Annotated in this window: 23 protein-coding genes; 14 read left to right on the forward strand and 9 right to left on the reverse strand. The window is 72.2% G+C overall.

Annotated elements, in window-relative coordinates; all coding sequences use genetic code 11:
* Positions 1-408 carry a hypothetical protein gene (locus tag WJM95_RS19980; protein WP_339131053.1) on the reverse strand — a complete coding sequence of 136 codons (408 nt, stop codon included), beginning with the start codon at positions 406-408 and terminating at the stop codon, positions 1-3.
* 190 nt (positions 409-598) lie between these two features.
* Between WJM95_RS19980 and WJM95_RS19985 the strand changes: the two genes are divergently transcribed.
* A complete protein-coding gene (locus WJM95_RS19985) occupies positions 599-991 on the forward strand; it encodes a hypothetical protein (RefSeq protein WP_339131054.1) in 393 nt (130 codons plus the stop codon).
* Complete coding sequence (locus WJM95_RS19990; protein ID WP_339131055.1) at positions 988-3,453, forward strand: DUF4132 domain-containing protein; 2,466 nt, start codon at positions 988-990, stop codon at positions 3,451-3,453. The genes WJM95_RS19985 and WJM95_RS19990 overlap by 4 nt, the downstream gene beginning before the upstream one ends.
* Before the next feature lie 50 nt (positions 3,454-3,503).
* Here the strand turns inward: WJM95_RS19990 and WJM95_RS19995 are convergent, their stop codons facing one another.
* On the reverse strand, positions 3,504-4,490 hold the full coding sequence (locus WJM95_RS19995) for a helix-turn-helix domain-containing protein (RefSeq protein ID WP_339131056.1): 987 nt from the start codon (positions 4,488-4,490) through the stop codon (positions 3,504-3,506).
* Between the two features lie 406 nt (positions 4,491-4,896).
* Between WJM95_RS19995 and WJM95_RS20000 the strand changes: the two genes are divergently transcribed.
* Both WJM95_RS20000 and WJM95_RS20005 read left to right on the forward strand, forming a co-directional pair.
* Positions 4,897-5,349, forward strand: coding sequence for a hypothetical protein (locus WJM95_RS20000; RefSeq protein ID WP_339131057.1), 453 nt, complete (start codon positions 4,897-4,899; stop codon positions 5,347-5,349).
* Between the two features lie 67 nt (positions 5,350-5,416).
* Positions 5,417-6,292, forward strand: a complete 876-nt coding sequence (locus WJM95_RS20005; protein WP_339131058.1) for a hypothetical protein — start codon at positions 5,417-5,419, stop codon at positions 6,290-6,292.
* A 188-nt stretch (positions 6,293-6,480) separates the two neighbouring features.
* On the opposite strand, the gene WJM95_RS20010 is transcribed toward WJM95_RS20005, so the two are convergent.
* The 5 genes from WJM95_RS20010 to WJM95_RS20030 all read right to left on the reverse strand — a co-directional run bounded on the left by WJM95_RS20010 (position 6,481) and on the right by WJM95_RS20030 (position 10,655).
* Entirely contained in the window at positions 6,481-7,260 is a 780-nt protein-coding gene (locus WJM95_RS20010; protein WP_339131059.1) for a succinate dehydrogenase iron-sulfur subunit, read from the reverse strand.
* Positions 7,260-9,014 carry a succinate dehydrogenase flavoprotein subunit gene (gene sdhA / locus WJM95_RS20015; protein WP_339131060.1) on the reverse strand — a complete coding sequence of 585 codons (1,755 nt, stop codon included), beginning with the start codon at positions 9,012-9,014 and terminating at the stop codon, positions 7,260-7,262. The genes WJM95_RS20010 and sdhA overlap by 1 nt, the downstream gene beginning before the upstream one ends.
* A 23-nt stretch (positions 9,015-9,037) precedes the next feature.
* A complete protein-coding gene (locus WJM95_RS20020; RefSeq protein ID WP_339131061.1) occupies positions 9,038-9,529 on the reverse strand; it encodes a succinate dehydrogenase hydrophobic membrane anchor subunit in 492 nt (163 codons plus the stop codon).
* A gap of 5 nt (positions 9,530-9,534) precedes the next feature.
* Positions 9,535-9,915 carry a succinate dehydrogenase, cytochrome b556 subunit gene (gene sdhC / locus WJM95_RS20025; RefSeq protein WP_078943667.1) on the reverse strand — a complete coding sequence of 127 codons (381 nt, stop codon included), beginning with the start codon at positions 9,913-9,915 and terminating at the stop codon, positions 9,535-9,537.
* A gap of 167 nt (positions 9,916-10,082) precedes the next feature.
* Positions 10,083-10,655 (reverse strand): 2-oxo-4-hydroxy-4-carboxy-5-ureidoimidazoline decarboxylase, encoded by a 573-nt coding sequence (locus tag WJM95_RS20030; protein ID WP_339135697.1) that lies wholly within the window; start codon positions 10,653-10,655, stop codon positions 10,083-10,085.
* A 483-nt stretch (positions 10,656-11,138) separates the two neighbouring features.
* Between WJM95_RS20030 and WJM95_RS20035 the strand changes: the two genes are divergently transcribed.
* From WJM95_RS20035 to WJM95_RS20070, 8 genes are all read left to right on the forward strand, one after another.
* Entirely contained in the window at positions 11,139-12,770 is a 1,632-nt protein-coding gene (locus tag WJM95_RS20035) for a glycoside hydrolase family 20 protein (protein ID WP_339131062.1), read from the forward strand.
* 163 nt (positions 12,771-12,933) lie between these two features.
* Positions 12,934-13,668, forward strand: a complete 735-nt coding sequence (locus WJM95_RS20040) for a DUF4328 domain-containing protein (protein ID WP_339131063.1) — start codon at positions 12,934-12,936, stop codon at positions 13,666-13,668.
* Between the two features lie 204 nt (positions 13,669-13,872).
* Entirely contained in the window at positions 13,873-14,445 is a 573-nt protein-coding gene (locus WJM95_RS20045) for a hypothetical protein (protein WP_339131064.1), read from the forward strand.
* A gap of 175 nt (positions 14,446-14,620) precedes the next feature.
* A complete protein-coding gene (locus WJM95_RS20050) occupies positions 14,621-15,001 on the forward strand; it encodes a hypothetical protein (protein WP_339131065.1) in 381 nt (126 codons plus the stop codon).
* A gap of 155 nt (positions 15,002-15,156) precedes the next feature.
* On the forward strand, positions 15,157-15,774 hold the full coding sequence (locus tag WJM95_RS20055; RefSeq protein WP_339131066.1) for an RNA polymerase sigma factor: 618 nt from the start codon (positions 15,157-15,159) through the stop codon (positions 15,772-15,774).
* A 294-nt stretch (positions 15,775-16,068) separates the two neighbouring features.
* Positions 16,069-16,818: a hypothetical protein gene (locus WJM95_RS20060; protein ID WP_339131067.1), complete on the forward strand. Its 750-nt coding sequence runs from the start codon at positions 16,069-16,071 to the stop codon at positions 16,816-16,818.
* A gap of 604 nt (positions 16,819-17,422) precedes the next feature.
* Positions 17,423-18,085, forward strand: a complete 663-nt coding sequence (locus WJM95_RS20065; RefSeq protein WP_339131068.1) for an RNA polymerase sigma factor — start codon at positions 17,423-17,425, stop codon at positions 18,083-18,085.
* Complete coding sequence (locus WJM95_RS20070; RefSeq protein WP_339131069.1) at positions 18,085-19,149, forward strand: hypothetical protein; 1,065 nt, start codon at positions 18,085-18,087, stop codon at positions 19,147-19,149. Before WJM95_RS20065 ends, WJM95_RS20070 begins: the two co-directional genes overlap by 1 nt.
* A 333-nt stretch (positions 19,150-19,482) precedes the next feature.
* Here WJM95_RS20070 and WJM95_RS20075 read toward each other — a convergent pair whose 3' ends face one another.
* Positions 19,483-20,331, reverse strand: a complete 849-nt coding sequence (locus WJM95_RS20075; protein ID WP_339131070.1) for a L,D-transpeptidase family protein — start codon at positions 20,329-20,331, stop codon at positions 19,483-19,485.
* 156 nt (positions 20,332-20,487) lie between these two features.
* Here WJM95_RS20075 and WJM95_RS20080 point away from each other — a divergent pair, with 156 nt between their 5' ends.
* Both WJM95_RS20080 and leuE read left to right on the forward strand, forming a co-directional pair.
* Positions 20,488-22,068 carry a methylmalonyl-CoA mutase family protein gene (locus tag WJM95_RS20080; protein ID WP_339131071.1) on the forward strand — a complete coding sequence of 527 codons (1,581 nt, stop codon included), beginning with the start codon at positions 20,488-20,490 and terminating at the stop codon, positions 22,066-22,068.
* A 121-nt stretch (positions 22,069-22,189) separates the two neighbouring features.
* The gene (gene leuE / locus WJM95_RS20085) at positions 22,190-22,840 is read left to right on the forward strand and encodes a leucine efflux protein LeuE (protein WP_339131072.1); all 651 of its coding nucleotides are present in this window, start codon (positions 22,190-22,192) and stop codon (positions 22,838-22,840) included.
* Between the two features lie 3 nt (positions 22,841-22,843).
* Here leuE and WJM95_RS20090 read toward each other — a convergent pair whose 3' ends face one another.
* Positions 22,844-24,310: an FAD-dependent monooxygenase gene (locus tag WJM95_RS20090; protein WP_339135699.1), complete on the reverse strand. Its 1,467-nt coding sequence runs from the start codon at positions 24,308-24,310 to the stop codon at positions 22,844-22,846.
* Positions 24,311-24,318: the final 8 nt, after the last annotated feature.

Here is a 24,318-nt window from a genome sequence, read left to right on the forward strand (position 1 = left end):
TCACGCCCCGGCCGCGGGAGCGGCCCAGTCCGTCGGCCGCACCGGCGGGGTCTGCTCCCGCTCCATGACGCCCCGCCGCCGGATCCTGTTGAGCGCGTAGACGTTGCCCAGGTGCATCACGCCGAGCACCAGCAGGACGACACCCAGCTTGGTCGAGAGGGCCTCGAAGATCTCGCGGGCGTTGGAGATCTCCTCGCTCTGGTGCAGATAGAGGGCGACGAAGCCCAGGTTGACGAGGTAGAAGCCCACGACCAGCAGATGGTTGACGGCATCCGCGAGCTTCTCGTCGCCGTGCATGACGTCCGACAGGAAGATCCGTCCGTTGTGGCTGAGCGTGCGCGCCACCCAGACCGTCAGCGCGATGCTGACCAGCAGATAGATGACGTACGCGACGACTGTGAGATCCATGTCCCCACCCCTTCTTGAACGCGTTCAAAACGCTGTCTGAGATGAATGTAGACCTGCTTTTGAACATGTTCAAGTCGGATCCGGGGTGACTGTCGCGGACGGGCCCGGCGACCGTCGCGAACAGGCCGGACGCCGAACTCGGCAGGACCCGAGGGCCGGTTGTCAGTGGGGGCTCGTACTGTTCGTCGGCATGGGAATGGTGACGTTCGTCGACGAGACGACCAGCGGGACCCGGGGCGCGGGCTGGGGCATCGAGTTCGCCGAGGAGCGGCTCGCGGTGCGCGAGCTGATCAGGCGCCGGGTCTTCCAGGAGGTCGCCGAGTACAACGCGGCCATGCCCGCGGTGTTCCAGGGGCTCGTGCAGCCCGAGGACACCGAGCGCGTGCTGAACGGCTACGCGCTGCGCACGCCCCGCCGGATCGACCCGGAGGCCCAGACCGCGCTGGCACTCCGCGCGTTCGAGGGCAACGGCTTCCTGGTGCTCGTGGGGGACCGTCAGGTGACCGCCCTCGACGAGGAGATCGAGCTGGCCCTCGGGACCGAGGTCACCTTCCTCAAGCTCGTCGCACTGGTGGGGGGATGACGATGACCGACGTCGCGAAGTGGGTGCGGTGGATCCGCGCGTGGGTGGCCAAGGACGACATGGAGGCGCTCGCCACCGACGTCCTTCGCGCCGCGACGGTCAACAGGGGCGGCTGGCACGGCGGATGGACCGAGATCCTCGACCTGCTCAGGGCGCTGCCCGCCGAGCGGCGGACCCGGCTGGCCGACGTGCTGGTGCAGCGCTACCACGCGCTCGGCGAGGGGACGGACGCCCGGGACCACGCGCTGACCCTGGTCGGCGTCGTCTCCCGGGGCCTCCCCGGCGACCGGCTCCCGGTGGAGCGGCTGAAGCGGCTCGACGAACTCGGCACGATGTACTCCATCTGGTACGCGTCGCGGCCCGACGGGCTCATCGAGGCCGAGCTGGGGACCGGCCGCGCGCTCTCCCCGGCCGTCGTCGCGGTGCTCCGCCGCTCGGCCATGGACGCCTACCGCTCCACGAACCTGGGGGACCTGGCGAAGACGATCACGGATCCGGTCCTCAACGTCGGTGAGGAATGGGCCGAGGCGGCCATGCGGGACGGCTCCGGGCCCGACTGGCGGGCCCTGCTGGCCCATCTGACGACCGCCACCGCCTCCAAGCCCTCCGCCAAGTGGGACCAGCGGTCACGGGCGCTGGTCGAAGCCCTCGGCGCCGACCACGTCCGCGTCACCGTGCTGCCCTGGCTCGCCCTCGCCGGCCGCCCCCGGACGTTCCGGCTGCGGAGCCAGTCCTACGGCGCCGACCTGAACGACGCGTACGACCCCTACAACGCCAACGCCCTGCGCGGCCTCGCCTGGCTGGTCTCCGTGCTGCCGCCCCACCCCGACACCGTCCGGGCCCTCGGCGCGCTCGTCGAGACCTCCCTGAAGAAGGTCGCCGGACTCGGCCCGCGCAACCCGAAGGTCGCCAACGCCGGTGTCGTCGCGCTGTCCCGGATCGACGGCGAGGCCGCCCTCGCCGAACTGGCCCGACTGGCCGCCCGGGTGACGTACAAGGCCACGGCCAAGCTCGTCGACGGCTTCCTGGAGGCCAAGGCCACCGCCCTCGGTCTGAGCCGCGAGGAGATCGAGGAACTGGCCGTCCCGGCGTACGGGCTCACCGGCGTCGGGCAGGCGCGTCACGCGTTCGGCGGCGACACCGCCCTCCTCGAGGTCCACGGCTCACGCGTCGTGCTGAGCTGGCGCAACGCGAGCGGCAAGGCCGTCAGGAGCGTGCCCGCCGCCGTGCGGCGCGACCACGCCGAGGAGCTCAAGGAGCTCAAGGCGGCCGTCAAGGACATCGACAGGATGCTCTCGGCGCAGACCGAGCGCCTGGACCGGCAGTTCCTCGGCCGGCGCACCTGGAGGTACGGCACCTGGCGCGAGCGGTACCTCGACCACCCGCTCGTCGGCACCCTCGCCCGCCGGCTCCTGTGGACCGTCGACGGCACTCCCGTCGGCTACGCGAACGGCGGACTGTCCACCCTCGCCGGCGACCCGGTGGCCACGGGCGAGGAGGTCACCCTCTGGCACCCGGCCGGCCGCGAACCCGCCGAGGTCGTCGCCTGGCGGGACTGGCTGGAGCGGCACGAGATCACCCAGCCCTTCAAGCAGGCCCACCGCGAGGTGTACCTCCTCACCGACGCCGAGCGCGCGACCGGCACCTACTCCAACCGCTTCGCCGCCCACTTCGTGCGCCAGCACCAGTTCAACTCCCTGGCCGCCGTCAGGGGCTGGCACAACAAACTCCGCCTCTGCGTCGACGACGAGGCGCCCCCGGCCACCCGGGAACTGCCGCGATGGGGGCTGCGCGCCGAGTACTGGATCACCGGCGACGGCGAGTACGGCGAGGACACCACCGAGTCCGGCAGCTATCTGCGGCTGCGCACCGACCAGGTCCGCTTCTATCCGATCGACGCCCCGCGGAACTCGGCGCACTGCCACGGTGGCGAGTACCGCATGTGGCTCGGCCCGGACGAGACCCCCGTCGAACCCCTGCCGCTCACGGAGATCCCGCCGCTCGTCCTGTCCGAAGTCCTGCGCGACGTCGACCTGTTCGTCGGGGTCGCGAGCGTCGGCAACGACCCGGCCTGGCAGGACGGCGGCCCCGGCGGCCGGTTCCAGGAGTACTGGACGTCGTACGGCTTCGGCGACCTGACCGAGACCGCGCAGACCCGCCGCGCCCTGCTCGAACGGCTCATACCCCGGCTGGCGATGGCCGACCGCTGCACCCTTCAGGGCCGCTTCCTGCACGTGAAGGGCGAGCGGCACACGTACAAGATCCATCTGGGCTCGGGCAACATCCTGATGACCCCGAACGACCAGTACCTGTGCATCGTCCCGAAGTCCGCGGCGGCAGGGCCCGAGACCGGCTATCTGCCGTTCGAGGGGGACCGCATGCTCGCGGTGATCCTCAGCAAGGCGATGCTGCTGGCCGACGACCTGAGGATCACCGACCCGACGATCCTGAGTCAGCTCTGACCGGCCCCGGTCCGCCGCACGGGCGCGGGCCGTTCGCCGCCCGCCGCCGGTCAGGACAGCGCGGAGACCGGTCTGTCGGGACCCCGCAGCAGGGCCGCCCCGAGCGGCGTGAGCGTGTGCAGGACACTCGTGCCGTACCGGAGGCTGCTGATGAGGCCCGCGTCCCGCAGGGCCGAGATGTGCTGGCTCACCGTGGGGGCCGACACCCCGGCAAGCCGGGCCAGTTCGCCCGTGTTCGCGCCCAGCGCGGTTCCCCGCAGCACCTGTGCCCGGGTCCGGCCCAGCAGCACGCCGAGCGGGCGGTCGACGGCGGCCGGCCGGGCCTCACGGAGCACGGGATAGACCAGCACGGGCGGCAGCGCCGAGTCGGCCAGCGAGATCGGAGGGCCCCAGCAGAAGTACGACGGCACGAGGGTCAGCCCCCGCCCGTCGAGCACGAGGTCGCGTTCCTCCGCCGGGTAGTGCACGTGGAGCACCGGTGGATCCCAGCGCATCTGCGGGCCCAGCCCGTCGAGCAGCCCGTCCGCTCCGCCGGCCAGCAGGGCCCGCCCCCGGACCGACCGGTCCGCCTCCACCCGGGCCAGCGTCCGCTCCCGGTAGGGCGCCAGGGCGACCTCGTGGTACCTCCGCAGGGCGTTCGCCAGGTCCTGACGCGTCTCGCGCTCCACGAGCCGCGGTGCCCACGACGGAGCCCTGACCGCCACGAAGCGCCTCACCTCCCGGCGCACCCGGTCGGTGGGGGTGTCCACCAGTGCCGCGAGTCCGGCCGCGAGTCCCTGGCCGCCCCGTGTCGGGGTGAGGAAGTCGGGGAAGTACGCGGCTCTCGGGAAGACCGGCAGCAGAAGGTGCCGCAGGACTCCCTCGAGTCCCTGGTCGGCCAGCCGCAGGCGGGTCGTGCGGTACCACTCCGCGTGCGCGCTGCGCCCCTGGCGCGTCTGTAACCGGTGCAGGCTCAGGGCGATCTCCCAGAGCGGATCCGGCTCGGACGCCAGCCGGGTACGTGCCAGGTCGGCCTCGGTGAAATGGATGTGCAGCATGACGGCCTCCCGTCCGGCCGCGGTGTGACCGCGGCCGCCCCCCCGTGCGGCCGCGCTGTGACAACGGCCGCCCCCCGTACGGCCGCACTGCGACAACGGCGGCCCCTGTACGGCCGCGCTGTGACGGCGACCGCCCCCCGTGCGGCCGCGCTGTGACAACGGCCGTCCGTCCGGCCTGTTCCGGCCCGGCGAGTCATCATGTCCGCCGCCGGACACGGCTGACAACACCTGCAACAGGCGTTATTCGGCCATGTACGGATATACCTGTGCATCACCTGTGCGTCTTCGGATGTTCCCCATGGGGCGCTGACCTGCGCTTTTCGGCCCTGGCCGCAACGCGTGGGAAATCGGTCCGGGTGCTGCCAGGGTGGTGGAGCCACCTCGAGGTCGACATGAAAGGATTGTCATGTTAGTACCGATAAAGGCTGGATGGGCCCGGTCACGCAAGGCGCTCGCGGCGACGGCGGCCCTGGCCGCGGCTCTCGCCGTCGGCGGAGTCGTCACGGCGTCCCCCGCATCGGCCGGCACGAACTGTGCCGGCGGCTACCACTGTGTGTTCTGGTCCAGCTTCAGCAGCGCCAGGCACTCGTACTACAACAGCGACCCCAACTTCACGAACGACACGTTCAACGACACGACCTACGGCACCGCCGGCTCCGGCACCACCGTCAACGACAACGCGTGGTCCGCCAGCAACTCCAGCAGCGGCGGCTACTACTCCCGGTACTACCTGAACATCAACTCCGGCGGCGGGATGCTCTTCTGCGTCAAGCCGGGCAGCGAGGTCGAGGAACTGTCCGCCGCGCTGTCGGCCAGCTCCCTCTCGCTGACCACCTCCAACCCGGGCGGCTGCTACTGACCCGCGCCGCGTCACGGATCCGGCGGCGGTCCGCCGCCGGATCCACCGCGCCGGGAGGAGGAAGACCTTGGAGACCCGTAGGATCACCGCACTCGTCACGGCCGCGACCGCCGTGGTGGTCGCCGCCTGTGCCGCCTGGGTGTACGCGGGCCGGTCCGGTCCGTCCACCGCCACCCCGAGGCCGACGGCGGACGCCGGACGCCTGAGCGCCCGGCTGCCGTTCCACCCGCTGCTGCACGCCCCCAGCGAGCGGCAGTGGCGGATCGCGGAGGCGGAACGGCGGCTGGCCGTCACCTGCATGACCGCCCACGGCCACCGGTACGCGCCGGCCGCGATACCCCGGCCGAGCACGTCTACCGTCGACCACCCGCTGCCGTTCGGCCTGGAGTCGCTCACCACCGCGACCGCGAGCCCCGCGCCGGCCGCGACGGAACACCGCGAGAGCAAGGCGTTCCTCGCCGCGCTCTACGGCCCCGCCGACCGGCGCATCACCGCCCGGGGCACGTCCATCAAGGTGTCCTGGCCGGCCCAGGGCTGCCAGGCGGAGGCCGAGAAGCGGCTGCTGGGCTCCGAGCGCCTGCGGTGGCTCCAGGTCAGCATCCAGCTCGGCGAGGGCGAGGAGCAGGCCCGCAAGAACCTGGACAAGGACCCGGCCTTCCGCGCGGCCGACGCCCGCTGGGCGCGCTGCATGCGAGTCGCCGGAGTCGCCACGGACGACCCGGTCAACCTGCTCGACAGCCTCCCCCGCGACACCGACTTCGCCACCAACCCCGTCGCCCGGGCCGACATCCGCTGCAAGGCGGACACCGACTACCTGCGGACGGCCTACACCCGACTGGCCGTCGTCCAGCGGGCCTGGCTCGACGCGCACCCCGCGGCCGTGGCGTCCTGGAGCTCCCTCATGCAACGCCAGGACAAGGCCGCCACGGACGTCCTCGGATGACGGCGCGGGACCGTCTGCGGCCCGGTCCCACCGGCTCTCCCGGCCACGACGGCGTCCGCACCCGCCCCCAACGACGACGTCGGCCTCCGAGACCGTTCTCAGGTCTCGGAGGCCGACGTCACAAGGTCCCGGATCGACCGGCGGGGCCCCGGAAGGAGCGGGCCCGGCGGCGGGTCACGGGGTGAGGGTCAGAAGCGGCGCGTGATCAGGGCGCGCTTGACTTCCTGGATCGCCTTGGTGACCTCGATACCGCGCGGGCAGGCGTCCGTGCAGTTGAACGTGGTGCGGCAGCGCCACACACCGTCCTTGTCGTTGAGGATCTCCAGCCGCTGCTCCCCGGCCTCGTCGCGCGAGTCGAAGATGAAGCGGTGGGCGTTCACGATGGCGGCCGGACCGAAGTACTGGCCGTCGTTCCAGAACACCGGGCAGGACGACGTGCACGCCGCGCACAGGATGCACTTGGTCGTGTCGTCGAACCGCTCGCGGTCCTCGGCCGACTGAAGCCGCTCGCGCGTGGGCTCGTTGGTGTCCTTCGTGATGAGGAAGGGCATCACGTCGCGGTACGCCTGGAAGAACGGGTCCATGTCGACCACGAGGTCCTTCAGCACCGTCAGGCCCTTGATGGCCTCGACGGTGATCGGCTTCTCGGGGTTGAGGTCCTTGATCAGCGTCTTGCAGGCCAGACGGTTCTTGCCGTTGATCCGCATGGCGTCCGACCCGCAGATCCCGTGCGCGCAGGAGCGGCGGAAGGTGAGCGTGCCGTCCTGGTCCCACTTGATCTTGTGCAGCGCGTCGAGGACACGCTCCTTGGGGTCGATCTGGAGCTGGAAGTCTTCCCAGACCGACTCCGCAGAGACCTCCGGGTTGAACCGGCGGATGCGGAACGTGGCGGTGATGTAGGGGGAGTCGGCGAAACCGGGCTCGGGTGCGCCGGCCGCGTCCGCCTTGTCCAGAGTGGGAGTAGCCATCAGTACTTACGCTCCATCGGCTGGTAGCGGGTCTGGACGACCGGCTTGTAGTCGAGACGGATGGACTCGGTGCCGTCGTCGCCGACCTCGCGGTACGCCATGGTGTGGCGCATGAAGTTGACGTCGTCGCGGTTCGGGTAGTCCTCGCGGTAGTGACCGCCGCGGGACTCCTTGCGGGCGAGCGCGGAGACGGCCATGACCTCGGCCAGGTCGAGCAGGTTGCCCAGCTCGATGGCCTCCAGCAGGTCGGTGTTGAACCGCTTGCCCTTGTCCTGGACCGAGACGTTCTTGTAGCGCTCGCGGAGCTCCGCGATCTTCTCCACGGCCGTCTTGATCGTCTGCTCGGTGCGGAACACCATCACGTTGGCGTCCATGCACTCCTGGAGCTCCAGGCGGATCGCGGCGACCCGCTCGGTGCCCGTGGAGTCGCGCAGGCGCTCGACCTGGGAGACGACCTGCTCGGCCGGGTTCTCCGGCAGCTCCACGAAGCCGGCCTTCGCCGAGTACTCCGCGGCCGCGATGCCGGCCCGGCGTCCGAAGACGTTGATGTCCAGCAGCGAGTTCGTGCCCAGACGGTTGGCGCCGTGCACGGAGACACAGGCGACCTCGCCGGCCGCGTACAGGCCCGGGACGACGGTGGTGTTGTCCGAGAGGACCTCACCCTCGACGTTGGTCGGGATGCCGCCCATGGCGTAGTGCGCGGTGGGCTGGATCGGGATCGGGTCCGTGTAGGGCTCGATGCCGAGGTAGGTCCGCGCGAACTCCGTGATGTCCGGGAGCTTGGCGTCGAGCTGCTCCGGCGGGAGGTGCGTGAGGTCGAGGTAGACGTGGTCGCCCTCGGGACCGCAGCCGCGGCCCTCGCGGATCTCCGTGTAGATGGAGCGGGACACGACGTCACGGGACGCGAGGTCCTTCATGACCGGCGCGTACTTCTCCATGAAGCGCTCGCCGTCCTTGTTGCGGAGGATGCCGCCCTCACCGCGGGCGCCCTCCGTCAGCAGGATGCCCATGCGCCAGATGCCGGTCGGGTGGAACTGGAAGAACTCCATGTCCTCCAGCGGCAGCCCGCGACGGTAGACGGCCGCCTGGCCGTCACCCGTGAGGGTGTGCGCGTTGGAGGTCACCTTGAAGAACTTGCCGGTGCCGCCGGACGCGTAGATCACGGACTTCGCCTGGAAGACGTGGATCTCGCCGGTCGCGAGCTCGTAGGCGACGACGCCCGCGGAGTGCTTGACCCCGTCGATCTCGACGATGAGCTGGTCGAGGACGTAGAACTCGTTGAAGAACTCCACGCCCTCCTTGACGCAGTTCTGGTACAGCGTCTGGAGGATCATGTGACCGGTGCGGTCCGCGGCGTAGCAGGACCGGCGCACCGGGGCCTCGCCGTGGTTGCGGGAGTGACCGCCGAAGCGGCGCTGGTCGATCGTCCCGTCGGGCGTCCGGTTGAACGGCAGGCCCATCTTCTCCAGGTCGAGGACCGAGTCGATGGCCTCCTTCGCCAGGATCTCGGCGGCGTCCTGGTCGACCAGGTAGTCACCGCCCTTGATCGTGTCGAAGGTGTGCCACTCCCAGTTGTCCTCTTCCACGTTGGCGAGCGCGGCGGCCATACCGCCCTGCGCGGCGCCCGTGTGGGAGCGGGTCGGGTAGAGCTTCGTCAGCACGGCGGTGCGGCTGCGCTTCGTCGCCTCGATGGCGGCGCGCATGCCGGCGCCGCCGGCGCCGACGATGACGGTGTCGTACTTGTGGATCTTCATGAGTGGTTGCCTCAGCCCCGTGCCTAGCGGATGTTCGGGTCGAAGGTGAAGATCACCAGCGTGCCCAGCAGGATCGTGAACACCGTGGCGGTGTAGAGCAGGCCCTTCAGCCACAGGCGGGTACCAGCGCGCTCCGCGTAGTCGTTGATGACGGTACGCAGGCCGTTGGAGCCGTGCAGCATGGCCAGCCACAGCATCGCGAGGTCCCAGGCCTGCCACCACGGGCTGGCCCAGCGGCCGGCCACGAAGGCGAAGCCGATCTTGGAGACGCCGCCGTCGAGGACGAGCTGGATCAGCAGGTGGCCGAGGACCAGGACGACCAGGACGATGCCGGACAGGCGCATGAAGAGCCAGCCGTACATCTCGAAGTTGCCGCGGGTCGACTTCGGGGTCTTCTTGGTGCGCTTGCGCGGGGCCTCGATGAACGGGGCCGGGTTGTCGACGCTGTAGGCCGAGAAATCTCCGGAACCTTCGACGGGGCCGATACCGGAAGCGGCGGTGTCAGTAGTGGACATCTGCGTCAGCTCCCGAATACTTCGCGGAATGCGTGACCGAGGACGGGGTAAAGAGCCCCGAACATCAGCACGACCCAGATACCGACGACGGACCAGAGCATCTGCTTCTGGTAGCGCGGGCCCTTGGACCAGAAGTCGACGGCGATGACACGCAGGCCGTTGAGCGCGTGGAAGAGAATGGCGGCCACGAGGCCGTATTCCAGCAGCGCGACGATCGGCGTCTTGTACGTGGCTACGACCTTGTCGTAGTCCTCGGGGGAGACACGGACGAGAGCGGTGTCCAGCACGTGTACGAACAGGAAGAAGAAGATGAGGACGCCGGTGACTCGATGAGCCACCCAGGACCACATTCCTTCCCGGCCGCGGTACAGCGTTCCAGCCGGCACGGAAGAACCCTCCGGGAGCGGGGATTGGGGCCGCGCCGGCTTCTCTGTCGGTCGGGCCCGGCCGGGTACGGTCCACCGGCCCCGGCCATCGTAGCGACGTGTTGTCGGAACGCTTACAGCGGCCCTATCAATGTGATCAAACTGGCAATCAATCAGGCACGTTCGGGCTATTCCGGACGTCGGATGTCGGCGTGTCGCGGCTCGTGGGCGAACTGACGGACGAGACGGGTCAGCCGGCCGCGGGCCAGCCGGCGCAGCTCGTCCGCGGTGACGACCCGCTCCTCCTCGGGGTCGTTCGTCAGGCGCGACCGGATGCCGACGAGCACCTGGTCGAGGGCTTCGCCCGGAGAGAATGCGTCCAGACAGATGACGAACACATGTCCGAATCTGCTCTCGTACGCCGCGTGCGCGGCGCTGAGCGCCGTGTGGGCCGCGGAGTGCGCGCCGTCCGGGAGCGGTGTCAGCGATTCGCCGGCCAGGGCTTCGGCCAGGTCGGCGGGGGTCAGGTCGTACGCCGCCTCGTCGGCCGCGGCCAGGAGGGCGCCGAGATCGGGGTAGGGGCGGTGGTCGGCCAGGCGGTGGACCCAGCGCAGGCTGCGGCAGCAGCCCAGCAGGGCGCGGGTGACCTCTCCGGCGGGCGCGGAGTTGAACCCGTCGAGGCGGACCGGGGACGGTACCGCGCTCTTCTGTTCGGGCAGGGCGACCTGGCCGGGGAGGCGTGGGAGACGGTGAGACGTCAGCGTGGGTCCTCGGCGTGGGGGTGGGACGCGCGACGTCCGGTGAGCGTGACGTGCGTGCGATACGTGTGTTTCGGCAGGGGGAGAAGTGAAAGCTGTGGTGCTCACGCTATCGAGACGTGTCGTGACCTGTCCGACGGATGCCCGGATTTCACCCGCACGGGAGAGTTTCGGAGCGTGTGGTGGACGGTTGGGGTGACGGTCGGGGCAGAGTTTGCGGTGGGTGGCGGGGAGCCGGTCGGGCGTGAGCCTTCGACGAGTCCGGCGTGCCGCTCCGAGGCTGTCCGGCGTGCGGCTCCGGCGAGTCCGGCGTGCGGCTCCGGGGAGGCGGACGCCTCGCGGGGCGAGTACACCTGAACGGAGTACCTGCCCGGCGAGGGCACGATGGAGGCGGGCGCCCGGAGGCGGGCGCGGTGGACCGGTCGCTCCTGGGCGGGCCGGGCGAGTGAGCGCTGCGGGCGGGCGCGGTGAGACGAGGGTGGCGGAGTGAGCGGTGGCAGGCGGCGCGCGCCGCGGCGGCGGACGGAACAGCACGGGCGGGGCAAACTCGTCGCGGCCGGTCTGGCGGTCGTCGGTGTCGTGGCGGTGGCCGTGGCGGTCTGGCCCGACGGGGGAGGGGGACCGTCGGGGGCCAAGGTGCCGTCCGCGGACAGGTCGCAGGCCGTGTCCGCGGCCAGTCCCTCCCCGACCCGGAACTACCCGCTCTCCAAGGCGCCGCGCACCATTCCCGCCGTACGCGAGCACATCGCGGCCCACGGTCCCGGCTGGCGCCCGGCACCCGGAGGCCGGGTGGTCGTGGACAGCGACGGACTCGCCGACGAGGGCAGGCTGCTCGCCGGTGAACTGAAGCTGACGTACGCGGGGCGGACGGGCGCGAAGGCGGGCGATGTCGAACTCGGCCTCGACAAGGGGAAGGCGGGCCCGGAGTCGTACACCCTCACCGTAGGGAACGGCCGGGTCGCCATCACCGGGCCCGCCGAGGCCGGGGTCTTCTACGGCACGCGCACCCTCAAGCAGGAGGTGCACGGCGGCGGCACGGCGCCGGAGGGCGTCGTCCACGACCGGCCAGCGAAGCCGGTCCGCGGGTTCATGCTCGACATCGCGCGCAAGCACTTCACGGCGGCCTGGATCGAGGACCGGGTGCGTGAGCTGGGCGACCTGAAGTACAACCAGCTCGGCCTGCACTTCTCCGACGACCAGGGCTTCCGCATCGCGTCCGACACGCACCCCGAGATCGTGTCGCAGCAGCATCTGACGAAGGACGAGGTGCGCCGCATCGTCGCCCTGGCGGCGAGCCGGCACATCACCGTCGTGCCCGAGATCGACTCGCCGGGACACCTCGGCGCGGTCATCGCGGCCCACCCCGACCTCCAGCTGCGCAATGTCTCGGGCGTCCCCATCCGCGGCGCCGTGGACATCTCCAAGCCCGCCGCCGCGAAGATCGTCGACGATCTGCTCGACGAGTACGCCGGCCTGTTCCCCGGCACCGACTGGCATCTCGGCGGCGACGAGTACCAGGCCCTGACGGTGGCGAACCCCGCGGCGTCCTTCCCGCAGCTGGTCGCGGCGGCGCGGAGCAGATACGGAGCCGGCGCGAGCGTCGCCGACCTGACGACCGGCTGGCTGAACGACCGCGCCAAGCTGATCCACGGTCACGGCCGCACGGCGCGGGCCTGGAACGACGGCTTCTTCCGCAGCAGCACGGTCAAGGCCGACGGCGGCCTCCAGGTGGCGTACTGGACCGGCAAGGAGATCGGCGCCCGCCAGCCCGTCGAGTATCTGAGCGCGGGCCGCAAGGTCGTCAACTACAACGACGAGTACCTCTACTACGTCCTCGGCGAGCCCCAGACCTTCGTCTATCCGACCGGGCAGCGCATCTACGAACAGTGGACGCCCCTCGTCCTGCGCGGCACGACCCCGGTGCCCGCGCGGTACGACTCCCAGATCCTCGGCGGGTCCTTCGCCGTCTGGTGCGACCTCGCCAACTCCCAGACGCAGGACCAGGTCGCGGCCGGCATCCGCATGCCGCTGCGCGCCCTGACCCAGAAACTGTGGGACCCGGGCACACCGTCCATGTCCTGGACCCAGTTCAGGGCCCTGGCGGACCGACTGGGCTGAGCCGGCCCCAGGCGCCGGGGCCCCGGCGGCCGGACTGGACGCGGGGGCGCCGGGAACCTTAACTTCCTCTTACTTGTTCGCGTACCGGGCGTCACCCCTGGGGAGGGGTGCCGCCCGGTTTCTTGTGCCGTCACCACACCGTGACGGCCGTTCTGGGGGTCCCATGACCATGCCGTCATCGCCGCAGCAGTCCGCGGCGCCGCTGCCGCCGCACCCGTCGCCGCACGGCGCCGTGTCGCTGCGCTCGCCCGTCCTCCTCGGCAGGCTCGCGGCCGCGCTGCTCGGCCTCGTGATCGCCGCGGACCTCCTCGCCGTCTGGGCGGACTACACGCTGTACGACGTGACGAGCGGCATCGGGAGCGCTCTCGCGGGCGGTGAGTCCCTCGCCTCCCTCACGCGACGGGCCGATCGGGCCGACTCGCTCAACGCCACCGCCGGGTACATACAGGCGGCCACCCTGGTCGCGGCTGCCGTCGGCTACCTGGTCTGGCTGTTCCGGGTCCGCGTCAACGCCGAGTTCTTCAACCCGTTCGGGCACACCTACTCCCGGGCGTGGGTGGGCTGGGGCTGGTTCGTGCCGTTCGTGAACCTGGCCCGCCCGCGCCAGATCGTGGCCGAGATCTGGGACGCGAGCCGCCCCGAGGGCACCCGCGCCCGGCACGGGCTCGTCAACACCTGGTGGACGTTCTGGCTCGTCGGCCTGCTGGCCGACCGCGTCGCCTTCTCCGCCTCCCGCAAGGCCGAGACCGCCGGGGCGATCCGGGACGCCGCCTTCCAGGGGCTGCTCACCGACGCCTTCGACGTCCTGAGCGCGGTGCTGGCCATCGCCGTCGTCCTCAAGCTGACCGGGATGCAGGACCGCAAGGCGCACGAGGGGCCGGGCACCGTCCTCGGCTGACCGCCGGTCGCCCGACGTCGGTCGGCGCGCACCGGATTCCCGCTGGTCCGCGAGCGCGTGTTTGGCCGAAAACCTAGTCATTCGCCTCGCGGAGCGGCAGGGTGGGCTCGCACTGTGACACTCCTGGTCCGTTGCACGCAGTAAGGGGAAGTGCGGGCTCCGTAAGGCAAGGGCGCCCTGTCGAGGCATTTCGAGGGAGTCGTGATGAGTCTGGTGGAACTGATCGCTCAGGCCGACGAGCGAGGTCTGGCGGCGAGCGGTCTGGCTTGTTTGGATCGGTGCGTGCCCCTGCTGGGCGGGGACGACGACGTCCTGCGTCCGCTGTGGGCGAGCCTGTCGGAGGCCGACGCCTGGGCCCAGTGGGGAACGCGTCTGGAAGAGGCGCGGGCCAAGATGGACGCGGAGGACCCCGAGCCCGCCGTGACCGACGAGGACCACGCCGCCCTGCTGGCCCGCGGCATGCTCGACGCCGTTCCCGAGAAGCCCTCCGAGGAGGAGCTGCGTGCCTGGTCGGACGCGTGCTCGGTGGCGGCGCTCCAGGTGCACCGGTTCCTCGACCACGCCGACGACGCGGAGGCGTGCGTGACGGCACGCCGTGAGGGGCGCACCGAGGGGATGTCCCCGCTCGTCGCCGCCGAACTGCGCCGCCAGGTCTCGGTCCTCGAACTGCTCAACGAGCACGGCAAGGGCGGGCTGCGGCTCGCGCTGGACGCGTCGACGGAGGGGCGACGCGTCCTGCGAGCGGTGGTCTCCCGCAGGGCACGCGGACGGGTCTAGTCCCGGCACGGGCGAAGGGGTGCGCCGGAGGCGGTACGGCTCCTGCGCACCCCCAAACCCCGCGTCCGAGGGGTTTCTGTGATGGTCCTGAGGCGGAGATGGCGGTCCTGGGCCGGTGTCGCGAACCCCCGCCCCGGCGCGTGACGAATCCGGCCGCCGTCACGCTCTTCCGGATGTGAACGCAACTCGAGCGACCCGGCCCTCAGCTGCCACGAAGCCCGTTCGCTGGGCGGCCGACACGGTCGCGACCATGCGCGAGGGCGCCCGGCTGCGCCTCGACTACTCGTCCCAGAGCCTGTGGCGGGTGGACCGGGTGATCGACGAGATCCGCCGGGACGGTGCCCCGTACGCCGCCGTCGAGAGCGTGCTGCGCGGGTTCGGCGCGTACGCCGGTGAGGTGATCGCCCGTCACACCGGCGCCGAGTGGTGGGAGAGCGGCGGCGAGCACTGGCTGCGTACCCCCGACGGACGCATGTGGGATCCGATCGAGGAGGCCCGCCGCTGCTACGCGGGCGACGGCTCCCTGCGCCTGCTGTGCCGCGAGACCACCCGCTGAGAGCGCCGCGGGGCCCCGCCGGCCGGTCCGGACGTGGTGGCTGACGCACTGTGACACTTCCGTGTGGCCCGACGCTGATGACCATGGGGGTGTCGACGCGGACGGCCGCGCCGGCAGGGCACATTCGGGCGAACTCGGTGCGAACGAGGACAGTGTTGGGCCAGCGAGGGGAACCCCGCCGCGTGCAGCCGTACGACGCGGAACTGGGCGCGGCGGTGGCGCGGGCGCAGGACGGGGACGAGGCCGCCTTCGCGGCCGCGTACCGGATCGTGCAGCCAGGTCTGCTGGGCTATCTGCGCGGGATGGTCGGTGACGACGCCGAGGACGTGGCGTCCGACGCCTGGCTGGAGATCGCCCGGGACCTGGGCCGGTTCCGGGGGGACGGCGCGGGGTTCCGCGGCTGGACCGCGACCATCGCCCGGCACCGGGCGCTCGACCATCTGAGGCGGCTGCGGGTGCGGCCGAGGGGAACCGCCCTCGAACAGGACGCGCTGGACCTGCCCGGCAGGCACAGCACCCAGGACGAGGCGCTGGAGAGCCTGTCCACGGAGTACGCCCTGGAACTGGTCGCGGGGCTGCCGCGCGACCAGGCCGAGGCCGTGCTCCTGAGGGTGGTCGTCGGCCTGGACGGACCGGCCGCGGCCCGGGTGCTCGGCAAACGCCCCGGCGCGGTGCGCACCTCCGCCCACCGGGGCCTGAAGCGCCTCGCGCTCCAGCTCGGCGTCGCGGGTGTGACGGATGAGGAGCCCCGGACGCTGGGGGAGTCGGGATGAGAAGTGCGTCCGGAACGGCCGGTACCGGGCCGCCGTCCGGAACCGCGTGGTCGTACGGCGGAAGGAAGTCGACCGGTGTACGGATGGTGCACGGCGGACGGCCGGGGCGCGCGCGACGGTTGCGGCACGGCGGTGGGCCGACCGCCACGGCCCGGGCGCCGGGCGCGGGAATGCCGTCGCGCGGACGGCGGCCGGTACGCGGGCCGTTGCCGTGGTACGGCGTGGAGCGCGGAGCGGAGTCCTGGCACGGCGAGGGGTTGCAGGGCGGAGCGGCAGGCGGAGATGGAACCGGACGTGGAACCGCACAGGGAACCGGCCGTGCGGCCGGGCATGGGTGAACGGCACACCGGCGACGGCGCGGCCCCCGGTCCGCGCGTCGTGCCCGCGGCCGCGGCCGGCCCCGGGGACGGCGGGCCCCCGCTGGAGAGCCTCCTCGCGGCGGCGCTGCGCGGCCGGGCGGAGGACCGGGAGGCCGAGACTCAGGCCGTGGCCGCCTTCCGCGTCGCGCGGGACGGCGGCACGCGCACCGCGCGTACCCGGCGCCGGGACGACTGGCGCCCGGGGGAGGAGAGACGGCCGAGCCGTTCGCTCAGGGCCGCGTTCGCCGTACTGCTGGCCGGTCTGACGCTGGGCGGCGTCGCCTTCGCGGCCATCGGACCCATCACGCACGACACCACCGGGCACCGGGGCGCGGCCGTGCCCCGGCCGTCCGGAAGCACCGCGGACCGGCTCCCCGGACCCGTCCCCTCGGCCGTTCCCGGCGCCTCCGCCCCGGGCACCCCGGCCCCCGGAGGCTCCGAGGGCCGTCCCCCGCGGGCCCGTGACACCGAGGCCCACTGCCGTGCGTACGCGTCGGTGCGGGGCCGGGGCAGGGCCCTGGACTCGCGCGCCTGGCAGCGGCTCGTCACGGCCGCGGGCGGAGAGGACAAGGTCGAGGCGTTCTGCGCCGCGCAACTGGCGTCGGACACGGGTCCGAAGAACACGAAGGCGCCCGGAAGGACGACGGACGCGAACAAGCCGGACAAGTCCAGGAACGGCCGCTAGCCGGACCGTCGCGGACGGGGACCGGCCCGGGCCGACGCGGCACCGGGCCTGCCCCGAGGGGCGACGGTGTGCGTGGCACAGGAGTCGGAGGGTCTGCCCGGCCGGAGCCGGCGAGGACGCGTCTCCACCGGAGTCGCGGCGGCGGGCCCTGCCAGGGGCGCGGCGGGTGCAGCGCCGGGGCAGGGGCGGCGTGTCTGCCGATGGCAACGGCCGGGGCCGCCACCCCCCACAGGAGAGGCCCCGACCGTCGCGCGGCACGGGCCGCGCGGCGACCCGTATTCTCTACAGCGCCGCGACTGCGTTTTGTGTCACACCTCGCACGGTCACCATGTCGTTGCAGGTTGTACGAACATGGACGGGGAGCTGTTTCAGGCCGTAACGTGCCTTTCGCGCCGGTGCGGAGAACGGACGACCGCAACCACGAGGGACCTGGACCACACCTGTGTGGACCGGGTACCGCGACCACGTGGGTCCAGGACCGGAGCCGTGCGGGGCCGTAGACCAGAAGCACACGGACCCGAGACCACGACCGTCCGTTCACGAGACGACGGCGAGAACCCGGTCCGCGCGAGCGGGGCCGGTTGAGGCACAGAGGGGCGCGGGGGTGCTGGGGGACGACGCGGAGCTGACCGCCGCGGTGCTTGCCGCACAGGACGGGGACGAGACCGCGTTCCGGACTGTGTACCGGGCGGTGCACCCACGCCTGCTCGGATACGTACGGACGCTGGTCGGTGAGCCGGACGCCGAGGACGTCACGTCCGAGGCATGGCTCCAGATCGCCCGTGACCTGGACCGCTTCAGCGGGGACGCCGACCGTTTCCGCGGCTGGGCCGCCCGGATCGCACGCAACCGCGCGCTGGACCACATACGGATGCGCGGCCGCCGTCCCGCGATAGGCGGCGACGAGACCGAGCTGACCGGCAAGGCCGCCGAGTCCGACACCGCGACCGAGGCGATGGAGGCGCTGTCCACCGGCAGCACGCTCTCGCTCATCGCCCAGCTTCCGCAGGACCAGGCGGAGGCCGTCGTCCTGCGGGTCGTGGTCGGCCTCGACGCCAAGTCGGCCGCCGAGACCCTCGGCAAGCGCCCGGGAGCGGTCAGGACGGCCGCGCACCGGGGTCTGAAAAGGCTCGCGGAGCTGCTCGGCACCGATCCGGAATCCGTCGGCGCGCTCGACGCCGTCCCCCCGCAACGAGGTTCGCGCACCAGCGCGGTGACGTCCGCCGGTGTGACGCATACGCGTTCGCGGGCGCAGAAGGACATGTGATGGCCGACGAGCAGTACAGGTGGCTGGACCGGGACGCCGCGGAGCGTCTGCTGAACGGGGAGCCGCTGGAAGCCGTCGACCCCGGCACGCGTGACCGGGCCAACCGCCTCATCGAAGCCCTCGGCGCTCTGTCCGCCGAACCCGAGCCGACCTGCGACGAACTCCCTGGCGAGGCGGCCGCGTTGGCCGCGTTCCGCAAGGCGCGCGCGGACGGCGACGGCGTCGTCGCGCAGCCCGTCCACCGCGGTCGCGCCCGCTCCGGCGCGCATGCCGCGGACGCCCCTCTGGTACGGATCGGCCGCCCCGCCGCGCACGGACGACGGACGCGCTGGGGACGGCCCACCCGGTTCGGGCTCGCCGCCGTGCTGGCCGTCGGGATGGTCGGCGGTGTCGCCGTCGCGGCCGGAACCGGAGTGCTGCCGACCCCGTTCACCCGTGAACACCCCGGCCCCGCCGCCTCGGCCACGGCCGTGCGGACGTCGGAGCGCTCGCTCGTCTCCGCCTCGCCCCTGCCCTCGCCCGGGATCACCGGCGGCAACGGCACCGTGGTGCCCGCGCCCGACGGCCCGTCGGGCGAACCGTCGGCGGACGCCCCCGCCTCCGCCACGCCGGGCCGCGCGAGCGGACCGCCGAGCCCCGACTCCACCGGGAACGCCGACCGTTCCCGCGACTGGTGGGCCCGGACGCGTTCGTACTGCCGCGCCGTCCTCGACGGCAAGGACCTCGAAGCGGACAGCAGGCGCGCCCTGGAGCACGTGGCGGGCGGCGGTGCCCGGGTGCGGCTCTACTGCTCGGGTGTCCTCGGCCGCGGACTGGGCGGTGGCGACGGCACGGGCGACGGCGGCGACCAGGGGACCGGACAGGGCTCGGGGGAGGGGTCCGGCCAGGGCGGTGGTGACGGCGACGGCCACCACACGGCGCCCGGCGGCAACCACCCCCGGAGCGACGGTGTCACCACCCCGTCCGTCCTGCGCCCGGTGCTGACCCCGTTCCTGCCGCTCGTACCGACCCTGGCCCGGGTGTCGAACCCGGCGCCGACCCCGTCGGCCGCCGCGCTCTCCTGAACCGCCCGGCTCCCGGCCCGGCTGCCCCCGCTCCTCGCGCGACGTGCCGTCAGTTCGTCGAAGGCCGCGCGGACGCACCGTCAGCCGCCTGACCCGCGTGCTCTGATACCGCTCTGACCTGCACTTTTGTATTTCGTTGAAATTTTTATCGGCTGGGTGTGACGTTTTCGGCCGCCGCGACGCAGTACGTGATGAGCCGACTGGTCATCGGCCGTAGCACGGAGCCGGGGTTCCCCCCGTACCCACGGCTTCGTGCAACTGGCGCGGGCGGGACACGTTCCCCCGGTCCCGCCCGCGCCCCATACGTCCTCCCCGCCGTCGCGCGGGCGTCCCTCACCAGTAGACGACGACCTTGTCGCCGGTGCGGACCTGGGCGAACAGCGCGGAGACCTTGCTCCTGTCCCGCACGTTGACGCAGCCGTGCGAGGCGCCGTAGTAGCCGCGGGCCGCGAAGTCCGAGGAATAGTGCACCGCTTGGCCGCCGCTGAAGAACATCGCGTACGGCATCGACGTGTGGTAGATCGTCGACACGTGGTAGCGCGACTTGAAGTAGATGCTGAACACGCCCTCGCGGGTCGGCGTGTACTGGGAGCCGAACCGCACGTCCATCTCCGAGACCGTCCTGCCGTCGATCATCCAGCGCAGTGTGCGGCTCGTCTTGCTGACGCACAGCACGCGGCCCGTCATGCAGCGCGGGTCGGGCCTCGCGGCCGGCTGCCCGCCGTAGGGGTACAGCTCCCAGGCCGCCGGCTCGTGCGTCATCCCCCGCAGCCGCCGCCAGGTGACGGTGTCCAGATCACCGGTGCGCGGCAGACCCCGCTTGCCCTGGAACCCCTTCACGGCCGCGACGGTCCGGGCGTCGTACGTCCCCGTCGGCGGGGTGATCAGCCAGGCGACCTGGTGCAGCCGGGCCTGCGCCCGGCGGATGTCGTCGCCCCGGTCGCCCCGGGACCAGAGAACCTCGGCGGCCTCGGCGCCACCCTTCCCCGCCCCCGCGGAGCCGGACGCGCCGCCCCCGCCCTTCGAGGGGGCGCCGGGCCGGCCGCCGCCCTTCCCGTCCGGTGCGGCGGCCCGCGCGCTGGGCCCCTTGCCCCGCGCGTCCCCGGCGTTCACCGTGCAGCCGCTCACCACGGCGAGCACCGCGAGCCCGGCCAGCGCTCTCCTCAAGCCAGTCGTACGCATCCGGACCCCTGTTCCACCCGTCCTGTCGTGCCCATCGGGCCGCCCTCCCGCCGTCGTGTCACCTGAGATGCTCCCCGCGGGTGACCGGTTGCGAACGGGGCGTCATGGTGGAAGAGAACCACGGAATCATCGGACCGTTTCACGGGAGGCACAGCCATGGCGCGCGAATCCGAGTCCGGACTGCCCATCGAGCCGGTCTACGGCCCCGAGGCCCTGGAGGGCTGGGACCCGGCCGAGAAGCTCGGCGCCCCGGGTGCCTACCCCTTCACCCGCGGGGTGTACCCGTCGATGTACACGGGCCGTCCCTGGACCATGCGGCAGTACGCGGGGTTCGGTACGGCGGTGGAGTCCAACGCCCGCTACCAGCAGCTCATCGCCAACGGCACGACGGGCCTTTCGGTCGCCTTCGACCTGCCCACCCAGATGGGCCACGACTCGGACGCCCCGCTCGCGCACGGCGAGGTCGGCAAGGTGGGCGTGGCGATCGACTCGGTCGACGACATGCGGGTCCTGTTCGGCGGGATCCCGCTGGACAAGGTCTCCACCTCCATGACCATCAACGCGCCCGCCGCGCTGCTGCTGCTGATGTACCAGCTCGTCGGTGAGGAACAGGGCGTGTCCGCGGACCAGTTGACCGGCACCGTCCAGAACGACGTCCTCAAGGAGTACATCGCCCGGGGCACGTACATCTTCCCGCCCAAGCCGTCCCTGCGGCTGATCGCGGACATCTTCAAGTACTGCGGGGCCGAGATCCCGAAGTGGAACACCATCTCGATCTCGGGCTATCACATGGCCGAGGCGGGCGCCTCTCCCGCGCAGGAGATCGCGTTCACGCTCGCCGACGGCATCGAGTACGTCCGCACGGCCGTCGCCGCCGGCATGGACGTGGACGACTTCGCCCCCCGCCTCTCCTTCTTCTTCGTCGCCCGGACGACGCTCCTGGAGGAGGTCGCCAAGTTCCGTGCCGCCAGGCGCATCTGGGCCCGGGTCATGCGGGACGAGTTCGGCGCGAGGAACCCCAAGTCGCTGATGCTGCGCTTCCACACCCAGACGGCGGGCGTCCAGCTCACCGCCCAGCAGCCGGAGGTGAACCTCGTGCGGGTCGCGGTCCAGGGGCTCGCCGCGGTCCTCGGCGGCACCCAGTCGCTGCACACCAACTCCTTCGACGAGGCCATCGCGCTGCCCACCGACAAGTCCGCCCGGCTGGCCCTGCGCACCCAGCAGGTCCTCGCCTACGAGACGGACGTGACGGCGACGGTCGACCCCTTCGCCGGCTCGTACGTCGTCGAGAGGATGACCGACGACGTCGAGGCGGCGGCCGTCGCCCTCATGACGCGGGTCGAGGATCTCGGCGGGGCCGTCGAGGCCATCGAGCAGGGCTTCCAGAAGGGCGAGATCGAGCGCTCCGCCTACCGGGTCGCCCAGGAGACCGACTCCGGCGAGCGGGTCGTGGTCGGTGTCAACCGCTTCCGGCTCGACGCGGAGGAGCCGTACGAGCCGCTGCGGGTCGACCCGGCCATCGAGGCCCAGCAGGCCGAACGCCTCGCCCGGCTCCGCGCCGAGCGGGACGGCGAAGCCGTCGACAGCGCCCTCGCCGCGATGAAGCGGGCCGCCGAGGGCACGGAGAACGTCCTCTACCCGATGAAGGAGGCCCTGCGCGCCCGCGCGACCGTCGGCGAGGTCTGCGACGCGCTGCGCGAGGTCTGGGGGACGTACGTGCCGTCGGACACCTTCTGAGCCGGACGATTCCCTCGTACGAGTGATCGGAACCCGCAGGTGAACGGCCTCCCCGACGGTGACCGAGCCGTGATGGGACACCCCGGACGCGATGCCGTGACCCCGTGCGACACTCGCTCTCATGCTTGGTGTCATCGATCTCCCCACCTATCTCGCGGGCCTCGTCCTGATCGTCCTGCTGCCGGGGCCGAACTCGCTGTACGTGCTCTCCGTCGCCGCCCGCCGAGGCGTCCGTACGGGATACACCGCCGCCGCCGGCGTGTGGTGCGGGGACACCGTGCTGATGACCCTGTCGGCGGCCGGTGTGGCGTCGCTGCTCCAGGCGAACGCCGTGCTGTTCGGCATCGTGAAGTACGCAGGCGCGGGATATCTGACCTGGCTGGCGGTCGGGATGCTGCGCGCCGCGCGGGCGATGTGGCGGGCCCGGCGGGAGCCGGTCGCCGCGAGCACGGAGACCGAGGCGGTGGCCGGGGAGCGGCCGTTCCGGCGGGCGCTGGTGATCAGCCTGTTCAACCCGAAGGCGATCCTGTTCTTCGTCGCCTTCTTCGTACAGTTCGTCGACCCCGGATACGCCTACCCGGCGCTCTCGTTCGTCGTCCTCGGCGCCTTCGCCCAGCTCGCGAGCGTCCTCTACCTGACCGCGCTGATCTTCAGCGGTACGCGCCTCGCGGAGGCATTCCGCCGCCGCAAGCGCCTCTCCGCGGGTGCCACCACGGCCGCGGGCGCCCTCTTCCTCGGCTTCGCCGTCAAGCTCACGCTCGCCAGCGCGTAGCCCTCAGCCGGCGTCGAGGCCCACCAGGGCCGCGTACTCCCGCAGGCCCTGTGCGCCGGCGCCCGCCCAGCCCACGTACCCGTCGGGGCGGACCAGGAAGACCCCGCTCCCGTACCGCTCGCACGATCCGATCCGCGCGCCGCGGACGCCGGGGAGCGCCGGCGGCTGCGGGACCGCGCCGGCGGTGATCAGCGTCCAGTGCGCTCCCCGGAGCACGTCGAAGAGGCGTCCGCCGTCCACGGCCGCGTCGGGGGCGCGGTCGCCCGCGCGCACCGCCTCGTCCCCCAGGTCCTGACGGGTCTCCACGGCCAGGGAGGAACCGCGGTAGCCGAGGCCGAGCTGACGGGTCTCCCTGCCGCGGCGGGCCTCGCCGCGGTGGATCCGGGTGGACAGGCCCAGCATCCCGGCGGCGACGGGCCGCCGCTCCTCCTCGTAGGTGTCGAGCAGGGACGCCGGAGCCCCGCCGCCCAGGACCGCGCCGAGCTTCCAGCCCAGGTTGTAGGCGTCCTGGACGCTGGTGTTGAGCCCCTGGCCGCCGGCCGGGGAGTGGATGTGTGCCGCGTCCCCCGTGAGGAACACGCGCCCGACGCGGAAGCGGTCCGCCAGCGCCGCGCGCGGCCGGAAGTCCGAGACCCAGCGCACCTCGGTGACCGCGTCGGCCGCCAGGTGCGAGCGGGCGGCGACGGTCCCGCGCACGCCGTCGGCGGAGCTGTCGAGGGTGGTTCCGGCCGGGAACCCGGCGACGACCTGGAAGTACTCCGTGCCCGCGAGCGGGCAGACGGCCATGAAGCCCTCGCCGTCCCCGCGCGGCGGGAAGAGATGCCAGTGGTCGCGGTCCAGGCCGCTGATCAGGGCGTCCCCGACCAGGATCGGGTCCGGGTCCACGACGCCCGATCCGTCGGACCCGGCACCGGTCATGCCGATGCCCACGGCCCGGCGCACGGCCGAGCGGCCACCGTCGGCGGCGACCACGTACCGCGCGCGGATCGTCCCCGTGCCCTCGCCCGAGGTGAAGCGCACGCTCACACCGTCCTCGTCCTGGTCGAGCGCGGTCACCTCGCGGCCGAAGGCGACCCGGCCGCCGAGCGCGGCCAGCCGCTCGAACAGGATCTCCTGGGTGCGCCACTGGGGCACCATCCACGGCTCGGCGAACGCGGAGCCCTCCTCGCCGTCCTCGGCCGGGTCGAACATCGACTGCTCGCCCGCCCGCTTCCCGTCCCGCCAGATCAGCCCGACCGGATAGTCGCCGCCCGCGGCGCGGATCGCGTCCAGGACGCCGAGGTCGTCGAGGACCTCCATCGTGCGCGGCTGGATCCCCTTGCCGCGCGATCCAGGGGCCAGTGACCGGCCCCGCTCCACGACGAGCGCGTCCACGCCCCGCCGTGCCAGATCGACTCCGAGGGCGAGGCCGGCCGGGCCCGCGCCGACGACGAGTACGTCCACGTCCACGTTCCTCCCGTGCTCCGGCATCCCGTCCA

Source organism: Streptomyces sp. f51, assembly GCF_037940415.1.
In the GTDB taxonomy this organism is placed as follows: domain Bacteria; phylum Actinomycetota; class Actinomycetes; order Streptomycetales; family Streptomycetaceae; genus Streptomyces.